18 protein-coding genes and 1 riboswitch are annotated in these 17558 nt (G+C 51.8%); of the genes, 9 read left to right on the top strand and 9 right to left on the bottom strand.

Annotated features, from left to right (window positions below):
* The first annotated feature begins 80 nt into the window (after positions 1 to 80).
* Positions 81 to 2393, top strand: a complete 2313-nt coding sequence (locus BN2684_RS05855) for a glycoside hydrolase family 65 protein (RefSeq protein ID WP_058301233.1) — start codon at positions 81 to 83, stop codon at positions 2391 to 2393.
* Between the two features lie 291 nt (positions 2394 to 2684).
* The gene (locus tag BN2684_RS05850) at positions 2685 to 3350 is read left to right on the top strand and encodes a helix-turn-helix domain-containing protein (protein WP_058301232.1); all 666 of its coding nucleotides are present in this window, start codon (positions 2685 to 2687) and stop codon (positions 3348 to 3350) included.
* Positions 3351 to 4058: 708 nt separating this feature from the next.
* Here BN2684_RS05850 and BN2684_RS05840 read toward each other — a convergent pair.
* Entirely contained in the window at positions 4059 to 5342 is a 1284-nt protein-coding gene (locus BN2684_RS05840; RefSeq protein ID WP_058301230.1) for a S1 family peptidase, read from the bottom strand.
* A 176-nt stretch (positions 5343 to 5518) separates the two neighbouring features.
* On the opposite strand from BN2684_RS05840, the gene BN2684_RS05835 reads away from it, so the two are divergent.
* From BN2684_RS05835 to BN2684_RS05825, 3 genes are all read left to right on the top strand, one after another.
* Positions 5519 to 6034 (top strand): hypothetical protein, encoded by a 516-nt coding sequence (locus BN2684_RS05835; protein WP_058301229.1) that lies wholly within the window; start codon positions 5519 to 5521, stop codon positions 6032 to 6034.
* A gap of 217 nt (positions 6035 to 6251) precedes the next feature.
* Positions 6252 to 6839 (top strand): HD domain-containing protein, encoded by a 588-nt coding sequence (locus tag BN2684_RS05830; protein ID WP_058301228.1) that lies wholly within the window; start codon positions 6252 to 6254, stop codon positions 6837 to 6839.
* Between the two features lie 189 nt (positions 6840 to 7028).
* Positions 7029 to 7679 (top strand): hypothetical protein, encoded by a 651-nt coding sequence (locus BN2684_RS05825; RefSeq protein ID WP_058301227.1) that lies wholly within the window; start codon positions 7029 to 7031, stop codon positions 7677 to 7679.
* 24 nt (positions 7680 to 7703) lie between these two features.
* Here BN2684_RS05825 and BN2684_RS05820 read toward each other — a convergent pair whose 3' ends face one another.
* A complete protein-coding gene (locus BN2684_RS05820; protein ID WP_058301226.1) occupies positions 7704 to 9122 on the bottom strand; it encodes an aspartate ammonia-lyase in 1419 nt (472 codons plus the stop codon).
* Between the two features lie 146 nt (positions 9123 to 9268).
* Between BN2684_RS05820 and BN2684_RS05815 the strand changes: the two genes are divergently transcribed.
* Entirely contained in the window at positions 9269 to 10537 is a 1269-nt protein-coding gene (locus tag BN2684_RS05815) for a serpin family protein (protein ID WP_058301225.1), read from the top strand.
* A 6-nt stretch (positions 10538 to 10543) separates the two neighbouring features.
* Here the strand turns inward: BN2684_RS05815 and BN2684_RS05810 are convergent, their stop codons facing one another.
* A complete protein-coding gene (locus BN2684_RS05810; protein WP_058301585.1) occupies positions 10544 to 10930 on the bottom strand; it encodes a globin domain-containing protein in 387 nt (128 codons plus the stop codon).
* A gap of 203 nt (positions 10931 to 11133) precedes the next feature.
* Between BN2684_RS05810 and BN2684_RS23840 the strand changes: the two genes are divergently transcribed.
* Positions 11134 to 11526: a TFIIB-type zinc ribbon-containing protein gene (locus tag BN2684_RS23840; protein WP_082651782.1), complete on the top strand. Its 393-nt coding sequence runs from the start codon at positions 11134 to 11136 to the stop codon at positions 11524 to 11526.
* A gap of 95 nt (positions 11527 to 11621) precedes the next feature.
* Here BN2684_RS23840 and BN2684_RS05800 read toward each other — a convergent pair whose 3' ends face one another.
* The 3 genes from BN2684_RS05800 to BN2684_RS05790 all read right to left on the bottom strand — a co-directional run bounded on the left by BN2684_RS05800 (position 11622) and on the right by BN2684_RS05790 (position 14253).
* Complete coding sequence (locus BN2684_RS05800; RefSeq protein WP_058301224.1) at positions 11622 to 12383, bottom strand: SDR family NAD(P)-dependent oxidoreductase; 762 nt, start codon at positions 12381 to 12383, stop codon at positions 11622 to 11624.
* Positions 12384 to 12546: 163 nt separating this feature from the next.
* Complete coding sequence (locus BN2684_RS05795; protein ID WP_058301223.1) at positions 12547 to 12771, bottom strand: aspartyl-phosphate phosphatase Spo0E family protein; 225 nt, start codon at positions 12769 to 12771, stop codon at positions 12547 to 12549.
* Positions 12772 to 12846: 75 nt separating this feature from the next.
* The gene (locus BN2684_RS05790; protein WP_058301222.1) at positions 12847 to 14253 is read right to left on the bottom strand and encodes a helix-turn-helix domain-containing protein; all 1407 of its coding nucleotides are present in this window, start codon (positions 14251 to 14253) and stop codon (positions 12847 to 12849) included.
* A 188-nt stretch (positions 14254 to 14441) separates the two neighbouring features.
* Here BN2684_RS05790 and BN2684_RS05785 point away from each other — a divergent pair, with 188 nt between their 5' ends.
* Together BN2684_RS05785 and BN2684_RS05780 are read left to right on the top strand one after the other, a co-directional pair.
* Positions 14442 to 14729 (top strand): hypothetical protein, encoded by a 288-nt coding sequence (locus tag BN2684_RS05785; RefSeq protein ID WP_058301221.1) that lies wholly within the window; start codon positions 14442 to 14444, stop codon positions 14727 to 14729.
* Between the two features lie 307 nt (positions 14730 to 15036).
* Positions 15037 to 15516 carry an Lrp/AsnC family transcriptional regulator gene (locus BN2684_RS05780; RefSeq protein WP_058301220.1) on the top strand — a complete coding sequence of 160 codons (480 nt, stop codon included), beginning with the start codon at positions 15037 to 15039 and terminating at the stop codon, positions 15514 to 15516.
* A 17-nt stretch (positions 15517 to 15533) separates the two neighbouring features.
* On the opposite strand, the gene BN2684_RS24700 is transcribed toward BN2684_RS05780, so the two are convergent.
* The 3 genes from BN2684_RS24700 to BN2684_RS23835 form a co-directional block, all read right to left on the bottom strand.
* On the bottom strand, positions 15534 to 15686 hold the full coding sequence (locus BN2684_RS24700) for a hypothetical protein (RefSeq protein WP_187385753.1): 153 nt from the start codon (positions 15684 to 15686) through the stop codon (positions 15534 to 15536).
* A 153-nt stretch (positions 15687 to 15839) separates the two neighbouring features.
* Positions 15840 to 16955, bottom strand: a complete 1116-nt coding sequence (gene ald, locus BN2684_RS05775; RefSeq protein WP_058301219.1) for an alanine dehydrogenase — start codon at positions 16953 to 16955, stop codon at positions 15840 to 15842.
* 171 nt (positions 16956 to 17126) lie between these two features.
* Positions 17127 to 17270, bottom strand: a complete 144-nt coding sequence (locus BN2684_RS23835) for an anti-repressor SinI family protein (RefSeq protein WP_082651781.1) — start codon at positions 17268 to 17270, stop codon at positions 17127 to 17129.
* A gap of 29 nt (positions 17271 to 17299) precedes the next feature.
* A riboswitch (cyclic di-GMP riboswitch) is annotated at positions 17300 to 17386 on the bottom strand.
* Between the last annotated feature and the right edge of the window lie 172 nt (positions 17387 to 17558).

Below are 17558 nucleotides of genomic sequence, written 5' to 3'. Positions count from 1 at the left end.
TGAATTCCTTCCGGTTCGCGGCTTTCCGCCTCATCCGGCATGCATCCGATCCTTCACTAAACCGCAAAGGAGTTTCCCTAATGAAACAATACCTGCACGTCGACGAGTGGTCGATTATCGAAGAGGGCTTCGATGCCCACACCCATGAGCTGTCCGAAAGCATCTTCAGCATCGGCAACGGCTATATGGGCCAACGGGCCAATTTCGAAGAAGCCTACAGCGGCGCCTCTCTCCAAGGCAGCTACATGGCGGGCGTCTACTACCCGGACAAAACCCGCGTAGGCTGGTGGAAGAACGGCTATCCTGAATACTTTGCCAAGGTGCTCAACTCGACCAACTGGATTGGCATCGGAGTCGAAATCGACGGCGAACCGCTTGACCTATACAAGGTGAAGGTTCACGACTTTGTCCGCACCCTGCACATGAAGGAAGGCTACCTGTCCCGCCGCTTTACCGCCACTCTGGAGGGCGGCAAGGAGGTGCAGATCGACGCGATCCGCTTCGTAAGCGCGAAGCGCCAGGAGATCGGCGCGATCCGCTATTCGATCACTCCGCTCAATTTCACGGGCAAGGTCAAGCTTACCCCTTATCTCGACGGCGATGTGGCCAACAAGGACTCCAACTACGACGAGAAGTTCTGGTTGGAAGTGAGCAAGGGATCGGATGAAGCGAAGGCTCACCTGACCGTCAAGACGAAAAAGCTCGACTTCCACGTGACCTCCGTCATGACCTACGCCGTCACCAAAGGCGGTCAATCGGTCTCCGTGACCCCCGAGCAAGAAGAACGAGAGAAATTCGTCGCCCACAGCTTCACGGTAGACGCCGCTCAAGGCGAAGAGCTCGTCCTCTATAAATATGTAGCGAATGTGACCTCGCGCAACTACGGCCTCGGCCAGTTACTGCCCACCGCTGAGAAGCTTGCCGGGGACGCCAAGATCGCTGGCTTCGCCGCTCTTTTGCAGGAGCAGACCGACGCTTGGGCTCATTCCTGGGAAGAGAGCGACATCATCATCGAAGGCGACCCTTCCGCCCAGCAGGCGATCCGCTTCAACATTTTCCAATTGAATCAAACCTACAGCGGCGAAGACGACCGCCTCAACATCGGACCGAAGGGCTTCACCGGGGAAAAATACGGCGGCAGCACCTATTGGGACACGGAAGCGTACTGCGTTCCCTTCTACTTGAGCACCCACGATCCGGCCATCTCCCGCAACCTGCTGATCTACCGCTACAAGCACCTGGAGAAGGCAAAGGAAAACGCCCGCAAGCTCGGCTTCAAGAAAGGCGCTCTGTACCCGATGGTCACCATGAACGGAGAAGAATGCCACAACGAATGGGAGATCACCTTTGAAGAGATTCATCGCAACGGAGCGATCGCTCACGCCATCTATAATTATGTGAATTATACCGGAGATAAGGCGTATCTCGGGCAATACGGCCTGGAGGTGTTGGCGGAAATTTCCCGCTTCTGGGAAGAACGGGTTCACTTTACCGCAAACAAAGGTCAATATGTGATGCTCGGCGTCACCGGCCCGAACGAATACGAGAACAACGTCAACAACAACTGGTACACGAACCGCATCGCTGTATGGACGATGGAATACACGCTGGAAGCGCTGGCTTATCTCAAGGAGCAGGAGCCGAGCCGCTACACCGAGCTCGTGGACCGCATCCAACTGACAGAAGAAGAAACGGCCAAATGGCAAGACATCATTGCCCGCATGTACTATCCGTCGGACGAAGAACGCGGCATCTTCCTGCAGCAGGACGGCTTCCTTGACAAGGAGCTCATCCCCGTGAAGGAGCTCGGAGCGGAGAACCTCCCGATCAACCAAAAGTGGTCTTGGGACCGCATCCTGCGTTCCTGCTACATCAAGCAGGCCGACGTCCTGCAAGGGCTCTATTTCCTCGGAGATCGCTACGATCTCGAGACCAAGAAGCGCAACTTCGATTTCTATGAGCCGTTAACCGTGCATGAATCGTCGCTGTCTCCCTGCGTCCACGCCATCATCGCCTGCGAGCTCGGCTACCAGGAGAAGGCGTATGAGATGTACCTGCGTACGGCCCGCCTTGACCTCGACAATTACAACAACGACACCGAGGACGGCTGCCACATCACCAGCATGGCCGGCACCTGGATGGCTGTCGTCCACGGCTTCGGCGGCTTGCGCGTGAAGGACGACCGGCTCGTGCTGAACCCGTTCGTTCCGGGTCACTGGACCTCCTTCTCCTTCAAGGTCGTCTTCCGCGGCGCTCTGCTGAAGGTGAACGTCACCTCGGATACCATCGAAATAAGCAATCAGACGGGTGTCCCAGCCGCCCTCCTGGTCGGCGGTCAAGAGCATACGCTCGAAGCCAACGGAACGTGGAAGCAGGAACGCGTGACGGCGTAAGCTTGTACGTCCGACGGTCAGCTCCATTCCGAATAAGTACTCTGTCGAACGGTCCTACCCCCGTCAAACAGAAGAGCAAACAAGCAGCGGCCGCCTCTCGGCTTTCTACCGAGGAGCGGCCGCTCCTTTTTGGTTTACAGTGCGACTGCCGCAATAGCAGGGTTTAACCGGATCATGCGGTCGCGCAACCGCAAGTTGCTAATGATGCAACGCCAAGTTGGTTGATCTTTTTCGCTTGTCTGGTTACGGTTAGAGCATGATTCCATCTCAGCTTCGGAAGGAGAACTTCTCATGGCTTTTGCAGAGAAATTGCAAGAATTGCGGTCCAAGAACGGATTAACCCAAGAGCAAGTGGCGGACATCTGCAGCGTGTCCCGGCAAGCGGTGTCCAAATGGGAATCGGGTCTCGCCTACCCGGAAACCGACAAGACGCTGCTGCTTTGCGACTATTTTCAGATCAGTATGGACTACCTATTGAGAGACGGAGCCGTCGAGGAGCCCCAGCCTCAATTACAGAAAGTCGAGGCAAGCGCCTATCAAGCTTTTGTCGGAAAGACGGTCAGCATCCTGCTGAACGACAAAGCTTACCAAGGGGTATACCGTGCGACTGTAGCGACGGTTACCCGTCATTATCTCCTGTTTCGAGAAAAGGGCAAACGGGGGATTCTCCGCATTTCCGATATCAAAAGCATCTCTGAGGCAGGCATCGCTGGAAACGGGTCCACGGAGCTCGATTCCGACTTTGCAGGGAACCTGATGGGTGAAGCGTCTCCGCACCGGTTATGGGTGGGATGCCGATGCAACATACGGCTTAAAAGCAACAGCTTATTCGCTTCTCCCCAAGGGTACTACCGCGTAACGGTTGTCTCCGCAACAGATGAGGAGCTCGTCTTTGTTCGAAAAGAGAAAACCACGGCAGTCAACCTGTCAGAAGTGCTGATGATCATCGAAAGCTGATGCCGTTCCCATTCTGCTTGCAGCGCCACGGTTAGCTTCCGGCCTCTCCCCCTTGATCATTTCGGCACCCCAGGTCATTCTTCGAAGATCCCGTGATTATCTGCTCTCCGCAGAGAGAGGAGTAGATGATGCGGTTTTTTATATATATGGCCATCATTATACGGAAGCTTAATTAGCAATTAACTCTGTTTTCTTGAGTTTCATGCTGCTACTTTTTTCGTTCCAATCGCGTTTTCTACTTGTAACCATTTATTCGATGGTTAGCTGAAACACCACCATTATGACAGGCAATGCTGATGGGAGGGATTTTGTGATTTTTTTATTCACACTTGTTTGCATTGTTTTTATCGCGATAATGATCGGGATAAATGATGAGCATCGGTGGCGCAATAGCTTTATATCTTTGATGGTAATAAGCATCCTTTTTTCACTATTGGCTCAACTCTCATTAGTATTAGGGGATAATAGCGAAGTAAGTTACCTAAGCTTTTTCCAGTTGAATCGCCAAACCCTAGTCAATTTTGTGTTTTATCTATATGCAGTCGCATTTATCTCACTGCTCGGCTATCTTTTTGCGGATTATATTGAGAAAAGGAAAAGATAGGAGCAAACTGACAGGGTACAACTAGTACGCTTTCCAACTCAAAAACTATGGTTTTCCTATACCGATTGCCGACTCGTACCCATACGATGAAGGTTGAAAGCGTACTAAAAGGTTAAACCCCAATAGGCGAGGATATCCGCTACCTTCGAGTAGTAGGAGACCATAGGAACTCCACTGCCTTCACTCACATTTCCGAAGTGTATTCCTTTTAAAATTGAACCATCGTAGACCGTCCCCCCGCTGTCGCCTGCCGCAGAGGTATAATAAGCTGAGCTTACGCCATAGTAATCAGCAGTCCCAATCGTATCATTTACATACACACTCTTCACATAGCCGCATGTTTCTCCTGAACTTGCCCCGGCCATACAAACGGAGTCACCTACTTGGGCAGCACCAGCCGCTTCAGCAGAAGTTAGAGATACGCTCTTTGAGCTTGAACCATAAACATATTTACTTGCCGATGCTGCAGGGATATGAATAGCAGCCGTATCCGGATTGCCGCTTATATGAGAGCCAGCTGTCATTCCAATCAAACAACCGCCTTGGTAGATCAAGTCATTTGTTGCTGTACAATGCCCTGCTGTAAGAAGATAGTACGAATTCCCTCGCTTTGCTACAAAACCGGATGAACAATACCCTTCTGTGCTTGTCGCAGATCTTGTTATCATTAACCCACCTTCCAGCGGGGACCCTACATCCGTTCTCGCCGTTAATGCGATTTCATTCTCTGCTTCATAGAAGGCAAGTCGATCTCTTGGATAAAGGCTGAGAAGCAAGTTCTGCGCGTCCATACTGTTCTGACTCATGTAAACATCAACCTTCTCCTTGGGAGTATTGACTTCCGTCTTTTTTACGATCACACCAGCAGCCTTCAGCTTATCGCGATCTCTGAAAATCCGATTCGAAAGTTCAATTAAATCTGCCTCACGACAAGCAGCCTTTCGGATCGAAATCTGATTCGGCATTCCATACAAATCCCTGATTGTTTTGGTAAGCTGCCTATTCTTATAAGCCTCTCCTTTTAATCCGATGACATAGATCCCGCCTTGTTTTTGATCAAAATAGCTCCAGGCATAGGAATCGAGAGTATTTAAATAGTCTACCACGGCGCGTTTATGATCCCGTTGATACGCAAACCGGTTCTCAAGTTCCCTGATTTCTGCGTCCGTCAATGCAGCACCAAATTTATTGCTAGCGGTGTATTCCCTTACAACACCCTTCACATAATCATCATCCTGATTTAAACCATACAGGTAACGAATCATTTTGGATTCTTGGATCTGTTGATATTCTTCTTTTTTCGGCCTGCCGATGTCTGCTGGAGCCGCACTCGAGTATACCGGAACAACAAGAGCGGCTACTAATAAAGCAACTAACTTCCCTTTCACTTCCGACACCTCCTCGAGATTGTTCATCGATTCACCCTGCCGCTAATTTTCAGCTTGATAAAAGGTAATCGGAATCATTTCATTTTCATTTCGTTTTCCGTGCTACCCTTTCCATCTTTCATGTGTCTATAGAGTGAGAAGAAGCGATAGTAACATCGATCACGGAGGGCTCATTCATGCAGAAAAGATACAGCCCGTTCCTGTTCCTGTTCCTGGCGATCGTGTTCGCCATTATCGGTGGGTGCTCCAAGCCCGAGCCGAAGATGGAAGTAACCATCACCTCAGGAAAAAAAGTCATCGGCTATCAGGTTCAGAAAACCGTGTCTTCCGAAAAAAACGAATCTCGTCAGGACGTTTTTTCTTTCGCTTTCGACCCGTCCTACACGATTGAACCGATCAAAACCAGCGAAACGATCGTGCTTGATTTCGGTGACAATCCCCCCGACCGAATAACGGGCAAGGATAGCTTGGTAGGGCCGGATGGACATTACTTATACGATGAGAGAACCACAACCTCTATCCCTTTTCAGGAAGACGGAAATCGCTATACCTTTGAGGTTCAAACACACAAATGGTCAGGGCTGAGTTCTCTTTTTAAGAAGGATGATGATCGAGGGATCGAAGTGGAGGCGACTTGGAAAAAGACAGCGTATACCTACTTCTTCGTGATTCGCACGGACTCGGACAACTAGTAAGGCCTACTTGCTATGGAGAAAAAGGAGAGGGAATCAGCGTGTGCAACAGTCAGCGGAAGGATTGGTTTGCTGCTCCCTCTATATAACAACAAGAGAAGGACTTATGTTGCGCACCACTGTTTCACAAAATGGATCTTTTTTTGAATAAAAGCGAACAGAGTCCTACCCGTCTCCGAATCGGGACTTCACCCAAACCATATAAGGAGAAATACTTATGAATATTCCAACGATAAATAAGGCAAACGAAATGTTTAATGATGCTGTAAGAAGGAACCCGGGAGCTTGGGAGAATCATTCGTTACTCGTAGCAGATTGCGCAAGTACAATCTCAAAGCAATGCAAAAATCTTGATGCGGATGCTGCGTATATTTTTGGTTTATTACATGATATTGGGCGAAGAGAAGGAATTACGACTATGAGGCACATTTATGATGGCTATCTTTATTTGAAGGGTCAGCGTTACGATGACGCTGCTAGGATATGCTTAACGCATTCTTTCCCCTTAAAATCAGTTCATGCCTATAGTGGGGAAAATGATTGTACGAAAGATGAAACAAGCTTTATAAACGACTATTTACAAAACATTGAATATTCTGATTACGATAAATTAATCCAGCTATGTGATGCACTCGCTTATCCGACAGGAGTTAGCTTAATTGAGAAACGTTTAATTGATGTCACGATGAGGCATGGATTTAATGAATATACCTTGCCAAAATGGGAGGCCTTTTTTAATCTAAAAAATGAGTTTGATTCTAAATGTAATTGTAATATTTATCGTTTATTTGATATTCATTTTTAGATCAGGGCACATGGATGCATCTATTGATATAAACGGTGGCGCTCGCTGGCATGAATATGCCATTTCTGAATGATCGGCTGGAAGCCCGTTGCATTTCTTTGGGTACACGAATGCTTTTTGATTTTCGTCAAATAAAGAACCCAGCTGAATATAATTTCAACTGGGTTCTATCTTCATCGGGAGGATATTATGAAATTTCTTAAGAATCGCCCCTTGATCCTGACAACAATCGCTTTGCTAACACTGTTCCTTGTCGCTTTTCTGGTTATGCAGAGCAGGAATCCCCCCTCTGCGGAGTCCGATGATTCCTTTATCCTGATCAATACTAGTCAAGATTATAAGAAAATCGAATCCAAGACATTGGATCAACTGGCTCTAAAATCATTAGAATACAAATACTCCTTAAAAAGAGAGAAGATCACGATCGTTGACAGCATTTATGCGGGAGATAACGTATATGGTTCGTTTCTGATTACGGTAAATGAAAAAGACTACTTGGGTTACTTGTCAGCTCAACAAGGAGAGGAACTCCTATTAAAGACGATTTCCCTCTATCCCATAGCCCCCAAAGAACCAATCACCGTCGTTCACACGAGCGACCTCGATCAGAGCGAGGCCCACGCTTACTCCAACTACATCGAACTTGGCTATCTATCGGACCCTAAGATGGATACGATCGAAATCTTCTCAAAGTCGAACCTGGATATCATAAAAGTAAGAGACCATAAAAAAACCTTCTTGGCGGTAGAAAAAGAAAAGCCTCTATCCATCGTTGGAAAATCGAATGGAAAAGTTATTTATCAAATCGAAAATGCTGAGGAGGAGAATCAAACCAATTGATTCCCCTCCTCTTTCGCTTCATTCTCACTGCTCCGTGAGCAATCTCTCTCCCGAGATTCCCGGCGAGGTCATGTGATACGGATCGAGGATCAGGTCGATCTCCTCTTCGGTTAGCATATGCCGCTCCAGAATCAGCTCGCGGATGGTCATGCCTGACTTCATCGCTTCCTTGACGAGCTGTGCTGCGCGCTCATAGCCGAGATGCGGGTTCAGCGCCGTGCAGATGCCGTAGCTGCGGTCTACATACTGCTTGCACCGCTCGCGGTTCGCCGTCAGCCCTTCTACCGCGAACTTGCGGAAGACGACGAGGCCGTTTCTCATGATCTTGAGCGATTGCAGCAGGTTGAAGGCGATCACCGGTCCCATCACATTCAACTCCAACTGCCCGGCCTGACAAGCTTCCGCGATCGTCGTATCGTTGCCCATCACCTGAAAGGCGATCTGGTTGATCGTCTCCGCCATGACCGGGTTTACCTTGCCGGGCATGATCGACGAACCCGGCTGCCGGGGCGGCAGCGTGAGCTCTTGAAAGCCCGCCGTCGGTCCCGATGCCATAAGCCGGATGTCGTTCGCCAGCTTCGACAGGTTGATCGAGCATACCTTGAGCGCTGCCGAGAGCGCCGTATAGGCGTCGGTGTTCTGTGTGGCGTCCACGAGGTGATCGGCCGAGCGAACCTCCCAGCCGGTCTGCTCCGCCAAGTACTGCGCGACGAGCACGATGTACTCCGGCTTGGCATTGAGCCCCGTTCCGACCGCGGTCGCGCCCATGTTGACCTCTAGCAATCCCTCGGCGGCAGTCCGAATCCGGGCTGCATCGCGGGCGAGCACGCGCGCATAAGCTTCGAATTCCTGCCCCATGCGGATCGGAACGGCATCCTGAAGATGGGTCCGCCCCATCTTCAAGACATCGGCGAACTCCTCCCCCTTCCCATGGAAGGCTTCCACCAGTTCATCAAGCGCCGCGGTCAGCTCCAGCTGCAGGCGGTACGCCGCAAGCCGAAGCGCAGTCGGAATGGTGTCGTTCGTGGATTGGGACATGTTGACATGGTTGTTCGGACTGCAGGCGAAATAGTTGCCCTTCTTCTCTCCGAGCCGTTCAAGGGCGCGGTTCGCCAGCACTTCATTCATATTCATATTAATCGAGGTTCCCGCTCCACCCTGAATCGAGTCGACGATGAACTGATCCGCCAGTTGCCCGCAGGCGACCTCTTCCGCTGCCTGAATGATCGCTTCCCCAATGCGTTCCGGCAGCAGATGCGCCGTCCGGTTCGCTCTTGCCGCGGCCTTCTTCACTTCAGCCAGCGCGCGAATCAGCTCCGGATGGACCGGAACCCCCGTTATCGGGAAATTTTCAACTGCTCTCAATGTCTGAATTCCGTAATACGCATCGGACGGAACTTCTTTTTCTCCGAGAAAATCCTTTTCAAGCCGTGTGCTTCCCATCTTCGAAGCGGTCCCCTCTCCTGTATCTCTCTCCTGTGTTTCTCTCCTGTACCGCCTTCATTGTAATCCCCTTCCAAAAGACTCGCAACCTAACAGGAGAATCTTGCGTCTATGAGAAAAAGAACCCATTCAGGAGGATTTTACCAATGAGTAGAAAGCAAATCATAGGCTTGGCAGGAGTGGTCATCCTCGTCTTGGGAGGCCTGGTGGCCGCTTATATGACGAGGGGAGAGGCAGATGAGACCCTGCATCAGAAGGCAGACAAACGCTCCGCTTCTTCGATGGATGAGCTCACCGCCAAGGTGGCGGATGCGAATCAGAAGACGGCACTCGCTCTCTCCTTGAAGCTCTTCGAGAAGAAAACAACGAACAGCCTCTTCTCCCCGGTGAGCCTATCCATGGCGCTCGGCATGGTCTACAGCGGAGCCGCGGGAGAGACGCAAGCCGAAATGACAAAAGCCCTTCACTATAAAGGGCTTGATCCGGAAAAAGTAGCAAAGGGAAACAAGGCCCTGCTAGATACCCTGTCTCCCAGTTCCAGTGCCCCCGATAAGTTCCAGCTTAAGCTAGCCAACTCGCTCTGGCTTGATAAGGGAATCTCCTTCTCTTCCCACTTCCTGAAGAAGGTAAAGGACGGCTACCAGGCGGAGGTCGCTACCCTCGACTTCACTTCCTCTAAGGCTCCGGATACGATCAATCGCTGGGTAAAGAAGCAAGCCGACGGACTCATCCCGAAGATGATCGACGGACCGCTCGGGGATACCAAACTGGCGCTGTTGAACGCCGCTTCTCTCAAAGCCAAATGGGAAAACCAGTTTCAACCTTCGACGACTTTCAACGAGCCGTTTATCCGTGCGGATGGACTTGTGATTAACGTTCCCACGATGCATCAAGTCGCTTCGTTCGGTTATCGGAAGGCCGATCTTTTCTCAGCCGTCCGCATGCCCTATGCCGATTCGACCTGCTCGATGATCATCGTTCTTCCCAATGGGCCGGGGCTGACCGCCCTGCTGCCCACTCTGCTCAAGCATCCCGAAGACTGGACCGGCTCCGCATTCACCGAGCAGCTGGTGAATCTGACTCTGCCCAAATTCCGCTTCTCCGACGAAATGGAGCTGACCCAGCCGCTCACCGATCTCGGCATGAAGCAGGCCTTTACCCCAGGCAAAGCCAACTTCACTCCGATCGCGGATATCCAGCCCTCCCTTGCGATCAGCCGCATTCTCCAACGGAGCTTCATCGAGGTTGATGAAGGAGGAACGAAGGCGGCCGCCGCGACTGCCGTCTTGATGGCTGGGGGAGCCGCCGCTCAACCCGTCAACATGACCGTGGACCGGCCGTTCTTCTTAGCCATTCAGGATGAAGCGACCGGCACCCTGCTCTTTACCGGTACGGTGTACGATCCGGAAACTTGAGCAGGCTCAGTCAGCTCCATCCGATTTCGTATGTTCAGCCTCATCCGACTCCGTATTGATGAAGAAGTAGGCGGTATTCTTCAGCCGCTCCCACAGCGCCTTCCGCAGCTCGGCATCGGCGATCGTCTCCTCCAGCGCTTCCTTCATGCAGGCGAGCCAAGCATCCGCCCGCTCGGCCGTGATGGGAAATGCGAGATGCCGCGCCCGCATCATGGGGTGTCCATGCTTCATCGTATAGCGAGGCGGTCCGCCGAAAAACTGCGTCAGGAACAGCTCCTGCTTGTCCATTACGGGATAGATATCCTCTGGAAACAGCGGCGCTAAGAGCGGATGCGCCTGCACCTTGGGATAGAAAGCTTCCACAAGCCTGCGCACCGCCGGAGCACCGCCCATATGTTCATACAGTTCCACCGGGGTCCCTCCTTTTTAATACTTAGCTTAGCACAGACCTCCGGAGCCTCCAAACTGCACTCCCCACCCGATCGAGCGCACCCGAAGCCCTATCCTCCATGAAACCCATTCCGCTTTCCTCCGTAAGTACGGTGACGGCTTCAAAGCGAAAGACCGTTACCCCACACACAGGAGGAGATTCCATCATGAAATGTCCGATCTGCGATAACGTGTCCCTGCGCGAGGTGGAAAAAGAAGGCGTGCTCATCGACATCTGCCCGAGCTGCAAAGGAATTTGGCTCGATCGGGGAGAGCTGGAGAAGCTCCGGCAAGGTCTCCAAGACGAATATTCCCCAGCGGAGGACGTCCCTGATTACCCCCGCCGTGATTCAGAAGACCGGAGAAGAGCCGACACTACCAGGGAAGGGTATCCTTCCGACCGTTCATACGGAACCGGCTCCATTCCACCGGTATACGAAAACCGGGAATACGGCGGCCCGTATGACAAGCATGGCTACAATCGCTATGGCTACGACAAATACGGCAGACGCAAGAAGAAAAGCTCTATTATGGACGTATTCGAAAACCTGTTCGACTGATCCATTGCTCCAGCATAAAGGGCGTCATTCGCATCGGCATTTCCGCCGTTTGCGTATGACGCCCTTTTCCGCTCCTATAACCCATTTGCTACCTATCAGATCGCGGGCATGACATTGCCGCCGGACACGGGCACATAGGCCCCCGTGATGAAGCTGGCCAGATCGGATGCGAGGAACGCGACGACATTGGCGATTTCCTGATCCGTCCCGCGCCGCTTTAACGCAACCGTTCTCTCATAGGATTCGCTGTGCTCCGTCTGCTCCTCGCGGTCGCGCTCGCTGATCGTCCAGCCCGGTGCGACCTGATTCACCGTCACCTGCGTCTCCCCGACTTCGCGGGCCAGCACGCGGTAGACGCCGTCCATCCCTCTTTTGCCCGCCACATAAGCGGATTGCCCCGGAAGATTCTGCATGGAGCTTTCCGTATTGATGCCGATCAGCCTTCCGCTCCGACGGGTCATCATTCCGGGTAGGAATGCCTTGGCCAAGTACACGCTCTGCATGACACATGAACGGAATTGGCTCTCGTAGTCCTCCTCCGGCTGTTCAAGCACCGAAGCCCAGGAATATTGGATGACCGCATTGGCGACGACAATGTCCACCTCGCCCAGCTCCGCCGAAATCTTATCCTTCATCGCGAATATCGAAGCCTTGTCCGTGATATCCGCCTGCACCTTCAAGGTCCGGCAACCGAGTGCGCGAATCTCCTGCTCCAGCTCATCGGCTTTCGCTTCATTTCCCCGGTAATGAATGGCTACATCCGCACCGCAAGCCGCCAGCGTCCGTGCCATGACTCGGCCGAGCTGACCCGTTGCTCCCGTCACAAGCGCGCGTTTGCCGCTCAAGTCGATCTTCATAACAGCCTCTCCCCTTCCTTGTCCTCATTGTAGCAAGATGCGACCCATTCGCATACCCGAAAACGCATACAAAAAAAAGCCGCTATCGGCTTATCCCCATTTTGCTATAATTACGAGCCTCGACTCTTGCCTTTGTACGAGGTGGTGCGGATTCGTCTGGCACTCAGCCTTCACAAACTTTTTGACCGAATACGCCCTTCACGAGGTTATAGGACATTTCCCTTGCTTTGAAGCAGGCGATTCTCTTCTTGATCTTCTCATATTTATTCAACAGCTCATCTAATTCGCAGGACTTGTCCAGCACTCGGCTGTCTCTCATGCCATAACGATTGGCCAGCTCCATCATCTCTTGGCGCGTTTCTTCAATTTGGTTCAGGATTGTATTCAAAACGTGTTAACTCCCATATTTTGTAGTTGTGTCCATTTTAGCGGAGGATACCCAACTGATAAAATAATTTATTCGCTAACAAAGAAAAACTTCTGGATGTTCGGTAATGTCGTGCAAAAGAACTCGGAAAGCAGCCCGTTGTTCGGCGTCCGCCTTCTCTCGATACTGTTCATAATAGGCTGCACACAAAAGCGCCAGGCCGCGGTTGTTGGCGGATAAGGACCGGCGCAAGGTGTGCAGGAGCCACTCCATTCCCTCCGGATAGCGAGCAAGCCGGAACGAATAGATCGCAAGCTGGCAGCTGAGCCGGGCGCTTTGATCCATTTGAAAGGGAAAGTTCCCCTCCGTATGTATATCGGCGGAATTCAGCGGTTTTACAGCATCGATATGATCCTGATAATGCGTCAGAATGTCATCAATCTGAAACCGGTGGCGGTTTACGGCAACCATGATCGACAAAAAACCGGTCAGCCAAATCTCCGGATGGTGATCCAAGTAGTCGACGTAACGGGGCAAATGCTCCAAGCGGCCCATCAGTACGTGCAAATTCAACCGGTTCGCTTCGGCATAGAGCCGGAAGCGTTCCACTTCGTTGAGGCCGGCTTCATCTAGTCCGTCGCCATCCTCCGACTCCTCATACGCTTGAATCGATGCGAGTGCCTCCTCATAGCGGCCCAGCCATTTGAGCGCGCTGGCTTTCAGAAGGAAGCTGTGTCCGATGTACACCGCGAGATGACGCTCAGCCGAGAGCCGCTCCTCTGGCAGCCCCTTCTGTTTACGGTCGTTTTGGTCTCTTCGGATGATGGCCAGCAAGGCTCTCATCTCGTCGGCGAGCCCCATGACCTCATCCCACTTGTGCAGATGGAACGAAATGAAGGCCAACTGCAGCAAGCCCTCCACCTGATCGGGCACGGGCAGTCTTTTCCGAAAGGGGGAAAATTGCAGGGCGGCTGCCCGATTCTCTTCGAGATCATCCCCGATGCGCGCCCGAAACCATTTGTATTGACTGATGATCAGCCGTTCGGAATGCTGCTTGATTTCATTCTCGGCCACACAACGGTAAAAAGGGATCGACGGCTTCCGCTGTCCCTCGGCATACAGTTTCTCCGCAAAATCGAAGACTTCATGGGTATGCGTAGGGTCCTCCATGAGAAGAACGAGAATCCGATCGATGAGATCAGCCCGTTCCAGCTCCACGCACCGCAGCAAAACCATTTTGGTGCGCTTCCAATGGTTCCTTCCGCCTTGAAAGCATTCGTCTACATAGAGATCATAGAGCCAGCCCTCCGGCTGCCTCAAAGCGGCGGCGATCAAATCGAGCTGATGGATCGACATCGGCTTCGGGGGATTACGATTGAAGATCGCACTGAATACTCCGCGGTTCACGCCCGATTCATGGGCCAGTTGGGAAAAGGTCATGCCGCGAACGGCCATCTCCGCTTCAATCCTGCTGCGAATATCACAATTTGCCATAATCGACAATAATCAATCTCCTTTGTTTGATTCTTCCATTATACCAAGGACAGACAGCATGTCCAACCAATCGCCAAACGCGTTCACATGACTCGAAAGGTGGGGGAAAATAAAGCTGGGCTCGACATTTTGCCCCTCTTGTGGGCCCAATGGCCAGGCTATACACTTGAAGTAATCAACCGAAAGGAGAGATAACGATGAGCCAAGAAGAAGAAGTCCTGTCCGCTGTGCAAGACTCCGAAGAAGAACAAGAAATTGCTTTGGAATTGGAGGAAGACGACCAAGAGGTAACGGCTGAGGCGGCGGAAGTTGAGCTGGAAGAAGCCGCTGCAGAAGTCGACGCGATTGCCGAGGAGGCCGAAGAAGCCCCGGTCGTCCTAGAGGAAGATGCGGCAGTATTGGAAGCGGTTACGGAGGAAGAAGCCGCTGAACAGGAAGCCGCTGCCGTTACGGAGGTAGAGGCAGAAGCCCTCGAAGCGGAGTAACCGATACGGATTCATCTCTTTTCTTTCGATCTTACGGACAGGACTGCAGCCGGTGGGAAATCCACCAAAGCTGCAGTCTTTTTTATTCTCCGCTCGTTCGTTGCATTTTCGCCAATCCCCATATATGATAGATATCATAACATGAAAAGAAAAGTCAATCACTCCTGGCAAACCTATCAAAAATTCCGTTATCGTCCAAATTAACCATTGCTACCGCTGTTTCTTTCGAGTTATATTAGATCATAAAGTAAGCCATTCCTGAAAACAGGCGGCAATTTGTAAAAGTAGACGATAAGGAGATAAGGGTATGAATAAATCTCAACATGACTCCGACGTGTTCGCTATTGATGAAATAGACCGAAAAATCATTGTTTCTCTTCATAGAAATGGGAGAATATCTTACACTGACTTGGCGAGAGAAATCGGATTGTCCCGGGTATCCGTTCAATCCCGGATCAACATGCTGATCGAAGAAGGCGTGATTGAGCGCTTTACCGCCGTCATCAATGCAGAGAAGATTGGAATCGGCGTGTCCGCCTTTTTTTACGTAGATGTGGAGCCGCATCTGCTGCTTGAAGTCGCGGATCTGCTTAAAGACGATCCGTTTGTAACCAGCCTCTATCATATGACCGGTCCGAGCAAGCTGCATGTACATGGTTTATTCCGGGACAGCCGGGAGATGGAGCAGTTCCTGGCTGAGAAGCTCTACACCCTTGCCGGCGTCACGCATGTAGACTGCCAAGTGATGCTGAAGAGCTACAAGACACCGACGGGAATCCGCTTGTGACGGATTCTCCGTCCCCGTCATGCGCCCGCTTCCGTTTGATGAGAGGTCAGTTCCTCAAGCTTGGCGGTGATTTCCTTCTGCCACTCCTTGTCTCCCAAACGGATTGCCAGGTTCAACATGTCCAGGTAGTCATCAAGAGATAAGCGCGTCCTCAGCAGTTTCGTTCTCATCGGTCATCAAGCCCCTTTATACATAAGTAAAGATTCCATGGCTCGGCAGTGGCGAATAAGAAATAGCATTATGATAATGATAATCATTATCATAATGCTATTGTCTTTATTATGCACAGATTCAGAGTACAATGCAACGCATCCCCTCTCGCTTCAGAACAGAATCTCCGCGATTTCGGTATGCGCGTAACCATGAGCATCCGCTACCGCCCGGTAGGTCACATGCCCTCCGGTAACATTAACCCCCTTTGCGATTGCGGCGCTCTCCCGGGCCGCTTCCCGGACTCCTTTCTCGGCGATCTGCAGGCCGTACTCCAGGGTGGCATTGGTTAACGCGATCGTGGATGTGCGCGGAACCGCCCCCGGCATATTGGCTACCGCATAATGAAGCACCCCGTGCTTGACGTACGTCGGATGGTCATGAGTCGTGATCCGGTCGATCGTCTCGATCGACCCGCCTTGATCGATGGCCACATCGACGATGACCGAGCCTGGTTCCATCGAGGCGACCATCTCCTCTTTCACGAGTCGAGGAGCTCGCGCTCCCGGGATCAGAACAGCCCCGATCAACAGATCCGCCGAACGGACGGCCTCCGCGATAGCCGCGTTGCCGGAGGCGATCGTCTTGACGCGCCCGCGAAAAAGATCGTCCAACTGGCGAAGTCTGTCGACGCTCCGATCCAAAATCGATACGTCCGCCCCCATTCCGACGGCTATCTTGGCCGCCTGCGTTCCCACAACACCCCCGCCTACGATGACGACACGGCCCGGAGCCACACCGGGCACTCCGCCGAGGAGGATTCCTTTGCCTCCATGCGCTTTTTCGAGGAAGTGACCTCCGATCTGCACCGCCATTCGACCCGCTACCTCGCTCATGGGGACGAGCAGGGGCAGGCTTCCGTCTTCCCGCTGAATGGTTTCATAGGCGACGGCCGTAACTTCCGATTCGACAAGAGCTTGGGTAAGGCTGTGCTCCGGCGCAAGATGCAGATAGGTGTAGAGAACCTGACCCTTGCGGAAGAAGGCATACTCCTCCGGCAGCGGCTCCTTCACCTTCACCACCATGTCCGCGGCCCATGCGTCCTTAGGAGACGGGACAAGGAAGGCTCCCGATCGGGCATATTCATCATCAGTAAGTCCAGCGCCAAGCCCCGCTCCGCTTTGCACCGCCACCTCATGACCGGCCGCGATATAAGCTTCTACCGTACCGGGAGTCATTCCTACCCGGTTTTCGTTGTTCTTGATTTCCTTCGGAACTCCAATCCTCATCTGCTTTCTCTCCCTTCCGCTTATCGTATCCTTTATCAGAATGAGACTAATAGAATGGCAGCCAAGAAAATAAATAGACTGCTCCAGCCATGTAGGTCTCCATGGGGGATACAGTCCGATATGCGGGGCCGCTGTATGTATGGGTGTCGATCATGCATTAGGGAGACAGGGCTACAGGGCGATAGGCATCCGATTGGGGCGCTGGAAAAAGTCCTTCACTTCATCGAAGGAGATTCCCATTTCGTATGCTTCATGAATCAAGTCGATCCATTCCTGGTCAAAATCATCGGCGTTTGCTTGGATGGGCTGGTTCATTGGATATTCCCTCCATGTAGGTCCGATCTCCAGGCAGTCCAGCCGTCCTAGTATGGGGTACCGTAGACCTGTGACTTTGCGTCCCTGCTTTTCAGCTAGGTTTGCCTTTAACTGACTTCGGCTTATTGATTGTTCTATCATATCACGCAATAAGCAAGGATGTTTGTCACAAAATGGCGTTAAATTTCGATATTTCTATAAATGTTTTTAAGAGGGGGTAAAAAAATTTTTCATAGATGGCGGTCGAGCAATTCGGACGGGTAATAAAACGCTAGCTTGGCAGATCAG

Source organism: Gorillibacterium timonense, from assembly GCF_001457415.1.
GTDB classification, from domain to species: Bacteria; Bacillota; Bacilli; order Paenibacillales; family NBRC-103111; genus Gorillibacterium; species Gorillibacterium timonense.
Note: the sequence above shows the minus strand (reverse complement) of the source record. Positions and strands in the feature narration are given on the sequence as shown.

Excerpts from the sequence above, each read along its gene's own strand:
- BN2684_RS05855 (WP_058301233.1), top strand. The coding sequence starts at position 81 with ATGAAACAATACCTGCACGTCGACGAGTGGTCGATTATCGAAGAGGGC.
- BN2684_RS05850 (WP_058301232.1), top strand. The coding sequence starts at position 2,685 with ATGGCTTTTGCAGAGAAATTGCAAGAATTGCGGTCCAAGAACGGATTA.
- BN2684_RS05835 (WP_058301229.1), top strand. The coding sequence starts at position 5,519 with ATGCAGAAAAGATACAGCCCGTTCCTGTTCCTGTTCCTGGCGATCGTG.
- BN2684_RS05830 (WP_058301228.1), top strand. The coding sequence starts at position 6,252 with ATGAATATTCCAACGATAAATAAGGCAAACGAAATGTTTAATGATGCT.
- BN2684_RS05825 (WP_058301227.1), top strand. The coding sequence starts at position 7,029 with ATGAAATTTCTTAAGAATCGCCCCTTGATCCTGACAACAATCGCTTTG.
- BN2684_RS05820 (WP_058301226.1), bottom strand. The coding sequence starts at position 9,122 with ATGGGAAGCACACGGCTTGAAAAGGATTTTCTCGGAGAAAAAGAAGTT.
- BN2684_RS05815 (WP_058301225.1), top strand. The coding sequence starts at position 9,269 with ATGAGTAGAAAGCAAATCATAGGCTTGGCAGGAGTGGTCATCCTCGTC.
- BN2684_RS05810 (WP_058301585.1), bottom strand. The coding sequence starts at position 10,930 with ATGGGCGGTGCTCCGGCGGTGCGCAGGCTTGTGGAAGCTTTCTATCCC.
- BN2684_RS23840 (WP_082651782.1), top strand. The coding sequence starts at position 11,134 with ATGAAATGTCCGATCTGCGATAACGTGTCCCTGCGCGAGGTGGAAAAA.
- BN2684_RS05800 (WP_058301224.1), bottom strand. The coding sequence starts at position 12,383 with ATGAAGATCGACTTGAGCGGCAAACGCGCGCTTGTGACGGGAGCAACG.
- BN2684_RS05785 (WP_058301221.1), top strand. The coding sequence starts at position 14,442 with ATGAGCCAAGAAGAAGAAGTCCTGTCCGCTGTGCAAGACTCCGAAGAA.
- BN2684_RS05780 (WP_058301220.1), top strand. The coding sequence starts at position 15,037 with ATGAATAAATCTCAACATGACTCCGACGTGTTCGCTATTGATGAAATA.
- BN2684_RS24700 (WP_187385753.1), bottom strand. The coding sequence starts at position 15,686 with ATGAGAACGAAACTGCTGAGGACGCGCTTATCTCTTGATGACTACCTG.
- ald (WP_058301219.1), bottom strand. The coding sequence starts at position 16,955 with ATGAGGATTGGAGTTCCGAAGGAAATCAAGAACAACGAAAACCGGGTA.
- BN2684_RS23835 (WP_082651781.1), bottom strand. The coding sequence starts at position 17,270 with ATGAACCAGCCCATCCAAGCAAACGCCGATGATTTTGACCAGGAATGG.